13 protein-coding genes are annotated in these 12,877 nt (G+C 61.5%); 11 read left to right on the forward strand and 2 right to left on the reverse strand.

Annotated elements, in window-relative coordinates:
• The first annotated feature begins 259 nt into the window (after positions 1-259).
• Positions 260-556 carry a DUF6477 family protein gene (locus tag K3762_RS10660; protein ID WP_260009458.1) on the forward strand — a complete coding sequence of 99 codons (297 nt, stop codon included), beginning with the start codon at positions 260-262 and terminating at the stop codon, positions 554-556.
• A 36-nt stretch (positions 557-592) separates the two neighbouring features.
• Here K3762_RS10660 and K3762_RS10665 read toward each other — a convergent pair whose 3' ends face one another.
• Positions 593-2,131, reverse strand: coding sequence for a trimethylamine methyltransferase family protein (locus tag K3762_RS10665; protein ID WP_260009459.1), 1,539 nt, complete (start codon positions 2,129-2,131; stop codon positions 593-595).
• A 199-nt stretch (positions 2,132-2,330) separates the two neighbouring features.
• On the opposite strand from K3762_RS10665, the gene guaA reads away from it, so the two are divergent.
• The 10 genes from guaA (at position 2,331) to K3762_RS10715 (ending at position 11,697) form a co-directional block, all read left to right on the forward strand.
• Positions 2,331-3,893, forward strand: a complete 1,563-nt coding sequence (gene guaA / locus K3762_RS10670; RefSeq protein ID WP_120351187.1) for a glutamine-hydrolyzing GMP synthase — start codon at positions 2,331-2,333, stop codon at positions 3,891-3,893.
• 2 nt (positions 3,894-3,895) lie between these two features.
• Positions 3,896-4,237, forward strand: a complete 342-nt coding sequence (locus tag K3762_RS10675; RefSeq protein ID WP_165935518.1) for a putative quinol monooxygenase — start codon at positions 3,896-3,898, stop codon at positions 4,235-4,237.
• A complete protein-coding gene (locus K3762_RS10680) occupies positions 4,234-5,103 on the forward strand; it encodes a DMT family transporter (RefSeq protein ID WP_132443305.1) in 870 nt (289 codons plus the stop codon). The genes K3762_RS10675 and K3762_RS10680 overlap by 4 nt, the downstream gene beginning before the upstream one ends.
• A gap of 121 nt (positions 5,104-5,224) precedes the next feature.
• A complete protein-coding gene (locus K3762_RS10685; protein ID WP_260009460.1) occupies positions 5,225-6,313 on the forward strand; it encodes an OmpP1/FadL family transporter in 1,089 nt (362 codons plus the stop codon).
• Between the two features lie 111 nt (positions 6,314-6,424).
• Positions 6,425-7,357: a DMT family transporter gene (locus tag K3762_RS10690; protein ID WP_260009461.1), complete on the forward strand. Its 933-nt coding sequence runs from the start codon at positions 6,425-6,427 to the stop codon at positions 7,355-7,357.
• 12 nt (positions 7,358-7,369) lie between these two features.
• The gene (locus tag K3762_RS10695; protein WP_132443302.1) at positions 7,370-8,230 is read left to right on the forward strand and encodes an ATPase; all 861 of its coding nucleotides are present in this window, start codon (positions 7,370-7,372) and stop codon (positions 8,228-8,230) included.
• A gap of 56 nt (positions 8,231-8,286) precedes the next feature.
• A complete protein-coding gene (gene metA, locus K3762_RS10700) occupies positions 8,287-9,204 on the forward strand; it encodes a homoserine O-succinyltransferase (RefSeq protein WP_120351192.1) in 918 nt (305 codons plus the stop codon).
• Positions 9,188-10,168 carry an alpha/beta fold hydrolase gene (locus tag K3762_RS10705; RefSeq protein ID WP_132443301.1) on the forward strand — a complete coding sequence of 327 codons (981 nt, stop codon included), beginning with the start codon at positions 9,188-9,190 and terminating at the stop codon, positions 10,166-10,168. The genes metA and K3762_RS10705 overlap by 17 nt, the downstream gene beginning before the upstream one ends.
• Positions 10,169-10,217: 49 nt before the next feature.
• The gene (ppk2, locus tag K3762_RS10710; RefSeq protein ID WP_260009462.1) at positions 10,218-11,087 is read left to right on the forward strand and encodes a polyphosphate kinase 2; all 870 of its coding nucleotides are present in this window, start codon (positions 10,218-10,220) and stop codon (positions 11,085-11,087) included.
• Positions 11,080-11,697 (forward strand): TetR/AcrR family transcriptional regulator, encoded by a 618-nt coding sequence (locus K3762_RS10715; RefSeq protein ID WP_067629863.1) that lies wholly within the window; start codon positions 11,080-11,082, stop codon positions 11,695-11,697. Before ppk2 ends, K3762_RS10715 begins: the two co-directional genes overlap by 8 nt.
• Positions 11,698-11,710: 13 nt before the next feature.
• Here the strand turns inward: K3762_RS10715 and K3762_RS10720 are convergent, their stop codons facing one another.
• On the reverse strand, positions 11,711-12,706 hold the full coding sequence (locus K3762_RS10720; RefSeq protein WP_132443299.1) for an LLM class flavin-dependent oxidoreductase: 996 nt from the start codon (positions 12,704-12,706) through the stop codon (positions 11,711-11,713).
• Positions 12,707-12,877 lie beyond the last annotated feature (171 nt).

Raw genomic sequence — 12,877 nt, forward strand, 5'->3', positions numbered from 1 at the left:
ATGCGCCTTCAATTGACTGCCACTTCCATTTTGGCGGGTCCCCAAGCCGGAGAGTTATCCCCAGAGTTATTCACAACCTATGGATGTTTTGGTTACCCGTTGGTTAAAATCGTCGCATTTGGCAATGATTGTTTCCAAAAGGTAAACAGCATCGGTATGCGCCGTGCGCCGCGAAGCCATGACGCGCAACACCCGGAAAGGTTGTGCCATGCTTCGATGATCCGGGGTGATTCACCCCCCCGTTCACCGGAGAGTTGTGATGCAAGATGTACTGACCATGCTGCAAAGACTTCACCGCCCGCGCCTGTTGATGCGCGCCGCCCGTATCGGAGCCGAGGATTACCGGCGCGGCACCCATCTGCCCCGCATATTGGGCTTTGGCATGTTGCCGCGCCACGGCACGGCGCTGATCAAACTGATCGAGATCGAGGCCGAGTTGGACACCCAGCGCAAGACGGCAGATGCAAGCTATAGCCTGATCCGGCATGTGGATGTGCTGATCGCCATGGTCGGCGAAGCGCGTTTTCTGAGAGCCGCGCAGAGCCCCAGCGCGTAGAGGCCGCGGCGGGGGAAAGCCCCCCGCAGTCCTATTTTAGGTAAAGCTATCCGGCTCCGCTGCCTTGCGGGTCGCGACATAGGCATCAAGCGCCTCGCGAATGGCCGGATCTAGCGCGGGTTGCTGATAATCGGCGAGCATCTTTTCGACCCGCGCGGTGGCAAGGGTCTGTGTATCGCGCGCCCCCTCATCCGACCATGTCTCGAAGGGTTTGTAATCCAGCAGGTCGGATTTCCAAAACGCCTCGCGGAAGTTGTTCTGTGTATGGGCGCAACCGAGGTAATGCCCCCCCGGCCCGACTTCGCGGATTGCGTCCATGGCCTGCGCGTTCTCGTCCATCTCCACCCCGCGGGCGAGGTGATGCAGCGTGCCCAGTTGATCGGCATCCATGACGAACTTCTCGAAAGAAGACACAAGCCCCCCTTCCAGCCAGCCACAGGCGTGCAGCATGAAGTTCACCCCAGCCAGAAGCCCCATGTTCAGACTGTTGGAGGTCTCATAGGCCGCCTGCGCATCGGGCAGTTTCGAGCCATTGAAAGACCCGGCGCTCCGGTAAGGCAGGTTCAGCCTGCGGGCCAGTTGCCCAGCGCCATAGGTGATATGCGCAGCCTCAGGCGTGCCGAATGTGGGCGCACCGCTGTTCATGTCGATGGAGGTCACGAAAGCCCCCATGATCACAGGCGCACCGGGGCGGACGAGCTGGCTATAGGCGATGCCTGCCAAAGTCTCGGCCAAGACCTGCGTCAATGTCCCTGCGACACTCACCGGGGCCATCGCACCCCCAACGATAAACGGCGAAATGATGCAGGCCTGATTGTTCTCGGCATAGACCTTGAGCGCCCCCATCATCACATCGTCGAATGTCATCGGCGAGTTGATGTTGATGAGCGAGGTCATCACCGTGTTTTCCTGCACGAAGTCCTTACCAAAAAGGATACCGCACATATCGACACTGTCCTGCGCGCGCGACGGCTCGGTCACCGACCCCATGAAGGGTTTGTCGCTGAGCGTCATATGGGCATGCAGCATATCGAGGTGGCGTTTGTTCACCGGGATGTCGGTCGGCTCACATACCGTCCCCCCCGAGTGATGCAGCCATTTCGACATATAGCCGAGCTTCACGAACTTCTGGAAATCCGCCAGCGTGGCATAGCGGCGCCCCCCTGCGGCATCGCGCACGAAGGGCGGCCCATAGACCGGGGCGAGGACAAGGCTCTTGCCTCCAATCACCACATCCCGCTCGCGGTTGCGCGCCACTTGGGTGATCGTCGAGGGGGCGGTAGAGCACAGCTTGCGCGCTAGCCCCCGTGGAATACGCACCCGTTCCCCCTGCACATCGGCCCCGGCGTCACGCCACAGTGCCAGCGCATCGGGGTTGTCGGGAAAGTTCACACCGATCTCTTCCAGCACCGTGTCGGCGTTATGCTCGATAATCTCCAGCGCTTCTTCGGTCAGCACTTCGAAGTTCGGGATGTTCCGCTCGATATAGCGCGCTGTCTCGAATGAGACGGCCGTGCGTGCCGCGCGCCGTGCCGCACCTCCGCCGCCGCGTGCCCGTCGTGCTGATTCCGCCATTGCTCTATCCTTCCCGCAACTCTTGGCCTGTGCCTACCCCATTCCCAAGTGCCCCTTCGCGCGGATAACGCCCTCTAGCGGCAAAAAGCGACATCGCGTGCCGTCCTCGCGCCACTTGCGCGAATTAAACGCGACAGGGCTGCGTCTTCGGCCCGCTAGAGACTTGCCAGAGCGCGCCCACGGGCCTAATCACGGCCCCATGACAGATATCACCCATGACCGCCTTCTCATCATCGACTTCGGCAGCCAGGTCACGCAGCTTATCGCGCGTCGCCTGCGGGAGCTGAACGTCTTTTGCGAAATCCACCCGTTCAACACGGTGGACGAAGCCTTCCTCAAGGAATTCGCGCCTAAGGCGGTGATCCTGTCGGGCGGCCCGTCCTCTGTGTTTGCCGAAGGCGCACCGCGTCCGCCGCAGGCTGTGTTTGAACTGGGCGTGCCGATCTTGGGCATCTGCTATGGCCAACAGGTCATGATGCATTGCCTTGGCGGCCATGTGGAGCGCGGTCACGGCACCGCCGAATTTGGACGGGCTTTCGTAACCCCCACAGGCCAACAGCTTGATCTGCTGGAGGGTTGGTTTGCCACCGACCGCGAACAGGTCTGGATGAGCCACGGCGACCACGTCAGCAAGATCGCTCCGGGGTTCGAGGTCTATGGCACCTCCCCCAACGCGCCTTTCGCCATTACCGCGGATGTTGAACGTCACTTCTACGCGGTGCAATTCCACCCCGAGGTGCACCACACGCCCAACGGCCCGCGCCTTTATGAGAACTTCGTGCGTCTGGCAGGGTTCAAAGGCGACTGGACCATGAGCGCCTACCGTGAGGAAGCCATTGCCGCGATCCGTGAGCAGGTTGGCGACCAGAAGGTGATCTGTGGCCTTTCCGGCGGCGTGGACTCCTCCGTCGCCGCCGTGCTGATCCACGAAGCCATCGGCGATCAGTTGACCTGCGTCTTCGTTGACCACGGTCTGCTGCGCAAGGGTGAGGCCGAAGAGGTCGTCACCATGTTCCGCGACCACTACAACATGCCGCTGATCCACGCTGACGAGCAAGAGTTGTTCTTGGGCGAGCTCGACGGTGTCTCGGACCCCGAGACCAAGCGCAAGATCATCGGCAAGCTCTTTATCGATGTGTTCCAGAAACACGCAAAAGACGTGGGCGATGCGACTTTCTTGGCCCAAGGCACGCTCTACCCCGATGTGATCGAAAGCGTCTCCTTCTCCGGCGGCCCTTCGGTCACCATCAAGAGCCACCACAATGTCGGTGGCCTGCCCGAAAAGATGGGCCTCAAACTGGTCGAGCCGCTGCGCGAGTTGTTCAAAGACGAAGTGCGCGAGCTGGGCCGTGAACTCGGGCTGCCGCCTTCGTTCATTGGCCGCCACCCCTTCCCCGGGCCGGGCCTTGCGATCCGCTGCCCCGGTGAGATCACCCGCGAGAAGCTGGCGATCCTGCGCGAGGCCGATGCGGTCTATATCGATCAGATCCGCCGCCATGGTCTCTATGACGATATCTGGCAAGCCTTCGTGGCGATCCTGCCTGTGCGTACCGTGGGCGTGATGGGCGATGGCCGGACCTATGACTTCGCCTGCGCCCTGCGCGCGGTGACCTCTGTGGACGGCATGACAGCGGACTACTATCCGTTCACCCATGACTTCCTTGGTGAAACCGCCACGCGGATCATCAACGAGGTACCGGGCATCAACCGCGTCACCTATGACATCACTTCGAAACCTCCGGGCACCATCGAGTGGGAATAAACATGAGGGTGGCCCTAACCGGCCACCTTCGCTGCGCGACCCGGGCCGAGGCGGACCGGGTGCGCGCGGAGCTTGACGCGCATCTGCGCCTCACCCGTGCCGAGCCGGGGTGTTTGCGCTTCGACGTGACGCCCACCGACGATCCCCTCCTGTGGCAGGTATCGGAACTTTTCACCGACCGCGCAGCCTTTGCGGCGCATCAGAACCGCACGGCGGCTTCAGACTGGGCAAGGCTCACCGCCGGGATCACACGCGACTACAAGATCACCGACACCCCGATCACCGACCGCCAAATCATCGGCGACGAGGCCAAGGGCGATGACCAATTGACCAACCCCACATGACCCCCACCGTCCGCGCTGCACTCTGGATGATCGGCTCCATCGGCTCTTTCTCGACCATGGCTGTGGCGGGGCGTGAACTCTCGGCACGGTTCGATACCTTTGAGGTGATGCTCTACCGCAGTGTGATCGGCGTGATCATCGTCCTGTCGCTCGCTTGGGCCACCGGGGCGTGGCGGCAGATCAACACCCGCAACTTTGGCCTACAACTTATCCGCAACCTCGCGCATTTCACCGGGCAGAACCTATGGTTCCTCGCCGTGTCGCTGATCCCGCTGGCGCAGGTCTTCGCGCTAGAGTTCACTTCACCGCTTTGGGTCATCGTTCTGTCGATCTTTCTGCTGGGCGAACGGTTGACCGCCACGCGGGCGCTGGCCGCCGTCATGGGGTTCATCGGCATTCTGATCGTCGCACGGCCTGATATTGGCAACCTCAACACCGGCATTCTGGCGGCGGCAGGCTGTGCGGTCTTCTTTGCCCTGACCAATGTGCTGACCAAGCGGCTGACGCGCACCCAAGGGATCACCACGATCCTATTCTACCTCACAACGCTGCAATTGATCTTTGGCCTGATCTCGGCGGGCTACGACGGCGATATCGCCGGACCTACTGTTGAGACGATGCCATTTCTGCTGCTCGTCGGCGCCTGTGGGTTGCTTGCGCATTACTGTCTAACCAACGCGCTGAGCCTCGCCCCCGCGACCGTGGTGGTGCCGATTGATTTCGTCCGCCTTCCGGCGATCGCGGTCGTCGGGATGCTCCTCTATGCCGAAGCGCTCGATGTCTGGGTCTTCGTCGGGGCCGCGATCATTTTTGCGGGCAATTACCTCAACATCTGGTTTGAGACCCGCAAAGCACACCCCAAGTAATGTTTGCCCAGATTTCAACCTGACCCAAGGTCAGTGATTGACGCAAACGGCAGCTATCCGCTTAGATCGTTTCTAACCTGTGCCGGGGAGGAACCGCACAGAAGTCTTGGGAGGAAAGCAAATGAAAACCTATTTCTTGGCAATTCCGGCACTGTTGGCATCTACGGCACTCGTTCACGCTGGCGGTATCGATCGGTCGGGCCAATCCATCAACGCCCTGTTTGAAAACGGGCGCTATGCCGAATTCAGCTTCGGGCATATCTCGCCCGACACGTCGGGCACCTCGGTTGCGGCGCTCGGCAGCCGCGATTCAGGCAATGCCACAGAAAGCTACATGCAGTTTGGCGCCGCCTATAAGGCAGACATCAACGACAAGCTGTCCTATGCGATCATTTATGACCAGCCCTTTGGCGCTGACATCGATTATCCCACCGGCACCGGCTACTACGCCGCAGGCGCGCAGGCTGATCTTGACGCGCACGCTTTGACGGGTCTGCTGCGCTACCGGATGAACGACAACTTCAGCGTTCACGGCGGTCTGCGCGTGCAAACCATCGAAGCCACAGCGGCTGTCCCCTTCGTCGGCGGCTATACGGTTGATGGTGAGCGCGACACAGGCGTCGGTTATGTCGCTGGTGTCGCCTATGAGCGCCCCGACATCGCCATGCGCGTAGCGCTGACCTATAATTCCAGCATCGACCATGACGTTGACACCACCGAGTTCGGCGCAGTCATGAGCACAACCGAAATCGAAACGCCACAGTCGGTTAACCTCGACTTCCAGACCGGTATCGCGGCTGACACTCTGCTCTTTGGTGGCATCCGCTGGGTTGATTGGTCGTCCTTCGATATTTCTCCGGCTGCCTATGCTGGCGCCACGGGCGGGGCCTCCCTCGTGAGCTATGAGAACGATGTTTTCACCTACTCGCTGGGTGTGGGCCGTCGTCTGAATGACAACTGGTCGGTCTCTGCTTCCGTCGGCTATGAGAAGTCCGAAGGCGGCTTTGCCTCCAACCTCGGCCCGACCGATGGCAACAAGAGCCTCGCGCTGGCCGCCGTCTATACCCGCGACAATATGAGAATCACCACCGGCGTGCGCTACGTCAACATCGGTGACGCAGAGACGGCCATTCCGGGCTTTGCCCCGGCAGCGGAATTCGAAGACAACGATGCCGTGGCCTTTGGTGTCAAAGTGGGTTTCACCTTCTAATCCACACCAGAACCGTTGAGATCACGCCGCCCGAACCCCTCGGGCGGCGTTTTTTATGCATGCGCATCTTTCGGGTCGTGCCGATCAATGGAACGGCCTAAACCCGAGGTCATGATCACACAAAAAACCATTCCCCCGCGTGCTTGGATCGAAATGGGCTTTCTCGCTCTGCTTTGGGGCGCGTCCTTTGTCGCCGTGCGGGTGGCACTGGATGAGATCGGGCCGCTGACCTCGGTTGCGCATCGGGTGTTCTGGGCGATGCTGGTGCTTTGGGGCGCGGTCGCCGTTATGCGCCTGCCGCTGCCGCGCGACCCGCGCATCTGGGCGGCCTTCCTGCTGATGGGGTTGTTGAACAACGTGATCCCCTTTTCACTGATGGCGTGGGGGCAATTGCATATCCCCTCTGGCCTGACCTCAATTCTCAATGCCGCCACGGCGATCTTTGGCGTGCTGGCCGCCGCGATCTTTCTCGCGGATGAGCGCATCACCCCGCGCAAGGCGATTGGCGTCTGCCTTGGCTTTGCCGGGGTCAGCACCGCCATTGGGCTGGAAAACCTCACGAATTTCGATCTCGGCAGTCTTGCGCAGCTTGCTGTGCTGGGTGGGGCGATGTCCTATGCCATGGCCGGGGTTTGCGCGCGCAAACTGCTGCCCGGTCAGCCGCCGCAACTGGCCGCCGCTGGGATGCTGACCGGGTCCACGCTGGTCATGCTGCCGCTGGCATGGGTGGTCGAAGGGCCGCTGACGCTCGACCTTGCCCCGGCGACGCTCATGGCCATTGCCTATTACGCGCTGGCTGCCACGGCGCTGGCCTATCTGCTCTATTACCGCGTGCTGGGCATGGCGGGCAGCAGCAACCTGATGCTGGTCACGCTGCTGGTCGCACCCGTCGCGATCCTGCTGGGCGCATGGCTGCGCGATGAAACCCTGCGCCCTGCCGCCTACAGCGGCTTTGCCCTTCTGGCGCTTGGGCTTTTGGTGCTGGATGGCCGCATCTGGCGTCTGGTCAAACACTGGGGTACTCAGGGGAAACGAAGCACTTAACCTTGGTGATACATGCTCTACCCCACGGCTGACGACTGGCGCGCCGCGCCGCGCCGCAAAGTTCTGATCTTCGGCATGTCGGGCTTGGGCAAAACCCATCTGTCCAGCCTGCTGCGCGCCAGCGGGGATTGGTTTCACTACTCCATCGATTACCGTATCGGCACCCGCTATCTGGGCGAACTGATCGCCGACAACGCCAAAGCCGAGGCGATGAAGGTGCCGTTTCTACGTGATCTGCTGCTCAGCGATAGCATCTACATCGGCTCAAACATCACCTTCGACAATCTATCGCCCGTGGCCACGTGGCTCGGCAAACCCGGCGATCCCGCGCGCGGCGGACTGCCGATGGCGGACTATGCGACGCGCCAAGAGGCGTTCCGCCGGGCCGAGATCAGCGCGCTGCAAGACACCGCCTATTTCGCCAACCGCGCCGAAGCGCTCTACGGCTATCCGCATTTCATCTGTGACACCGGTGGCTCGATCTGCGAATGGGTCGACCCCGAAGACCCGAACGACCCGCTGTTGCAACAGCTCTCGCAAGAATGCCTGCTGGTCTGGATCAAGGGCGATGAGGCCCATACCGAAGAACTGATCCGCCGCTTCGACAAAGCCCCCAAGCCGATGGCCTACCAGCCTGAATTCCTCGCGCGTGCGTGGGCCGACTATCTTGCGGAAAAGAATATCCGCGAAGACGCCGTGAACCCCGATGATTTCATCCGCTGGACCTATGCCGCCGCGCTGTCGCACCGCCAGCCGCGCTATGCTGCGATGTCGAAATGGGGCGTCACGATCACCCCTGCCGACATCGACACACTAAAAGCTCCCGAAGACTTTACCGATCTTATCGCCCGCCACCTACCCTCGGGCGGTTGAACCCACCACGCCCAAGATTACCTGACTGCTCTGGCTACCCCTGAAAGACCTGTCTCATGCCCATCAAGATCCCCTCCCGCCTGCCCGCCTTCGACGTTCTGCGCAACGAAGGGGTCATGGTGCTGGACGAGGAACTGGCGTCCCGACAGGACATTCGCCCGCTTCGCATCGCCCTGCTGAACCTGATGCCCAAGAAAATCCAAACGGAGAACCAGTTCGCCCGTCTGATCGGCGCAACGCCTCTTCAGATTGAACTCAGCCTCATCCGCATGTCCGACCACCAAGCCCGCAATACGGCAGCAGAGCATATGGAAAGCTTCTACCGCCCCTTCGAGGAAATGAAGGCCGAGAAATTCGACGGGCTGATCATCACCGGCGCACCGATTGAGCATCTTGAGTTTAACGAGGTGACCTATTGGGACGAGTTGGGCGAAGTGATGGAATGGACCCAGACCAACATCCACTCCACCTTTGGCGTCTGCTGGGGGGGCATGGCGATGATCAACCATTTCCATGGGGTTAAGAAACACATCCTGCCCGAGAAAGCCTTCGGCTGTTTCCGCCACCGCAACCTCGCGCCCGCCTCGCCGTATCTGCGCGGGTTCTCGGATGATTGCACCGTGCCCGTCTCTCGCTGGACCGAGATGCGCCAAGACGAAGTGAACACGCACGCGGGCCTCACCACGCTTTTGGGTAGCGATGAAGTCGGCCCCTGCCTGATCGAAGACCCCGCGCACCGCGCGCTCTATGTCTTTAACCATTTCGAATACGACCGCGACACGCTGAAACAAGAGTATGACCGCGACGTTGAGAATGGCGTGCCGATCAACGTGCCCTGCAACTACTACCCCGAGGATGACCCATCGCGCACCCCGGTGAACCGCTGGCGCAGCCACGCGCATCTGCTTTACGGCAATTGGATCAACGAGATATACCAAACCACCCCCTTCGATATGAATGAGATTGGCCATTAAACTGTTGCTCTCCCTCCTTCTCGGGCTGGCGCTGCTGGTGGCGCTTGTCCAATGGCGCGCCGCACGACATGAGGCGCGGGCCGAGGCCAGCCACCCGCCCGAGGGCGAGATCATCACGGTGGATGGCCTGCCGGTCCATGCCAAGGTTATCGGCAGCGGGCCTGATCTGGTGCTGATCCATGGGGCCAGCGGCAACCTGCGTGATTTCACCATGGGGTTCGCGGAACGGCTGAGCGATCGCTACCGCGTCATTATGTTCGACCGCCCCGGCATGGGCTATACCGCCCGCCTCCCCGGCGCGCGTGGCGCGTGGAACCCGCTGGGGGAATCGCCCCAAGAACAGGCCGCGCTGCTGCAAAAGGCTGCCGACCAGCTTGGCGTCGAAAACCCCATCGTGTTGGGCCACTCCTTTGGCGGGGCCGTGGCGCTGGCCTGGGGGGTGCAGCGGCCCAAAGACACCGCCGCGCTGGTGCTTGTCTCTGCGGTGTCAGAGCCATGGCCCGGTGGGCTGGGCTGGATTTACAACGTCAGCGCCTCGCGGCTTGGCGGTGCGCTTTTTATCCCCGCCGTCACCGCTTTCGTCCCCGAAGGCGTGGTGCAAAGCAGTGTTGAGGCGATCTTTGCCCCGCAGCCCGCGCCCGAGGGCTATGCCGAACATATCGGCACCGGGTTGACCCTACGCCGCAGCGCCAGCCGCGCCAACGCCCAGCAGGTGCACCAGCTTCGCCCCCATGTGGTTGAAATGGCCGCACAATATGACCGTCTGACCATGCCGGTTGAGATCATTCATGGCGATGCCGATACCATTGTGCCAATGCATATCCACGCCGAGGAATTGATCAAAGACATCCCCAACGGGGCCCTGACCCGGCTGCCCGGCATGGGCCATATGCCCCAACACACCGCGCCGCAGGCGGTCGTGGATGCCATCGACCGCGCCGCCGCCCGTGCGGGTTTGCGTTAATCACCTTAACATCCCATATTGAAACAAGAACAACCCGCAAGGAGCGCCCATGGACCTGCCCTTTGACGGCGCAATCAGCGCCTTTTACGAGAATGACGCCCCCGAGGACATTCGCCAAGCGATCCGCCGCTCCGACAAGGACGTTATCCTTTCGCCCAGCTATCCGCATGACGAGCGTCTGTCGCGCAAAACCTATGAGCGCGACTATGAGCGGTTGCAGATCGAAATGGTCAAATTGCAATCTTGGGTGCGCGAAACGGGCCAGCGCGTCGTCATGGTGTTTGAGGGCCGCGACGCCGCCGGAAAAGGCGGCACGATCCGCCGTATGCGCGAGAACCTAAGCCCCCGTTCCGCCCGTGTCGTCGCCCTGTCGAAACCCACTGAGACGGAACAGGGCGAATGGTATTTTCAACGCTATATCAAACACTTGCCCACCGCGGGCGAGATGGTGTTTTATGACCGCTCTTGGTACAATCGCGGGGTGGTGGAAAAGGTTTTCGACTTTTGCACCCCCGCGCAACGGGCGCATTTCTTCGAACAAGTCACCCCGTTTGAGCAGATGCTCGTCGAAGATGGCATTCACTTAATCAAATTCTGGCTCAACGTGGGCCGGGCCGAGCAGTTGCGCCGCATGTTGTCGCGCGAATCCGATCCGTTGAAACAGTGGAAACTCAGCCCGATTGACGTGAAAGGCCTCTCGAAATGGGAGCAATACTCAACCGCCATCGAAGAGACCCTGTCGCGCAGCCATACCCCAGAAACCCCGTGGACGGTAATCCGCTCCGACGACAAACGCCGCGCCCGTCTGGCCGCGATGCGCCACCTGCTGCACCGTTTCGACTACCCCCAGAAAGACGCCAAGGCGATCGGCAAGGCGGACGATGAAATCTGCGGCGGACCGGAAATCTGGGATGCCTAAGCGCGGCTACCATCACGGCAACCTGCGCCAAGCCCTGATTGACGCGGCACTTGAGTTGATCGAGCAGCGCGGCCCCACGGGCTTCACGCTATCCGAAGCCGCCAAACGCGCAGGCGTCACCCCGGCTGCGGTCTATCGCCACTTCGAAGGCCGCGAAGACCTGATCGCCGAGGCCGCGCATCAAGGCTATGATATCTTTGCCGAATTGATGGAATTCGCTTACGAATCCGGCCAGCCCTCAGCCCTCAAAGCCTTCGAGGCCACGGGCCGCGCCTATCTGGCATTCGCGCGCAAATACCCCGGCCATTACATCGCCATGTTCGAATCCGGCATCTCGGTGAACCGCACCCCGGAACTGGCCCATGCCGCCAACCGCGCCAATGGCGTGCTGGAGCGCGCAGCATCCGACCTCAGCCAGCATATCCCGGCAGACAAACGCCCCCCAGCTTCGATGTTCTCGGCCCATATCTGGGCGATGAGCCACGGCGTGGTCGAACTTTTCGCCCGCAACTCCCCCGGTCGCGCGTCGCCCTTCCCAGCAGATGACCTGCTGGAAACCGGGATCGGGATTTACCTGCGCGGGCTGGGATTGGTCAGCCCCGACGAGTAAGGTTTAGCGGCCCTTAGGCCGCCACCCTCATGTTTTGCAAGACATCCGCCGCAATCTCAAACGAGCGCAACCGCGCGGCGTGATCGTGGATTTGCCCGGTCAGGATCAACTCATCCGGGCGGTGCTGTGCGATCAGCGCCTCAAGCTGCCGCTTGACCGTCTCTGGGCTGCCCACGGCAGACACCCGCAGCGCATGATCCACCCCCTGCCGCATCCCTGCGCCAATCTCGGCATCAATGTCGCGCACCGGCGCTGGCAGCTTGCCGGGGCGGCCAGTGCGCAGACGGGCGAATGCCTGCTGCATGGTGGTGCGCAGATAGGCCCCCTCTTCATCCGTGTCGGCAGCGAATACGTTGACCGCCAGCATGAAGCGCGGCGCGGGGCAGGCTTCGGACGGTTTGAAATCACGACGGTAGATGGCCGTGGCCTCCTCCAACGCATCGGGCGCAAAGTGAGAGGCAAAGGCATAAGGCAGCCCAAAATGCGCCGCCAGTTGCGCACCGTATAGCGAGGAGCCGAGGATCCAGATCGGCACATGCGTCCCCTCACCCGGATGCGCACGGACGGGCGAGCGCGGATCGGCGTCGCCCAGATAGGCCATCAACTCGGCCACATCATCGGGGAAATGATCGCCGCCACTCATGCCGCGCCGCATGGCACGCATCACCGCCTGATCGCCGCCCGGCGCACGGCCCAGTCCCAGATCAATCCGGTCGCCATGGATCGCCGCCAAGGTCCCAAACTGCTCGGCAATCGCCAAAGGCGCGTGGTTGGGCAGCATCACCCCGCCCGCCCCAACGCGAATATGCTGCGTGTGATCCGCCACATGCCCCAGCAAAACCGATGTCGCCGCCGAGGCGATGCCCGGCATGTTATGATGCTCAGCCATCCAGAAGCGGTGATAGCCCTTGGCTTCGGCCAATTGGGCCAACGCGACGGAATTGGCGATGGCGGTGGCGGTGTCTGACCCTTCGGGCACCGGGGCAAGGTCTAGAACTGAATACTGCATGACTGTCTCCTGTGTTGCGCTTGATATAGGCAGGCGCCGCCCCGCCCGGAACCACGGGGGCTGAGAAAAACCAACGACTTGGGCGAAATTTCCGTCGTTCACAATGTTATGTTCTAACGCATGCCAGATATGCGCAAACGGGCCTTGCCGCCCCCCCATGTCGGGCATATC

The organism is Sulfitobacter sp. W074 (assembly GCF_025142275.1).
Classification (GTDB): domain Bacteria; phylum Pseudomonadota; class Alphaproteobacteria; order Rhodobacterales; family Rhodobacteraceae; genus Sulfitobacter; species Sulfitobacter profundi.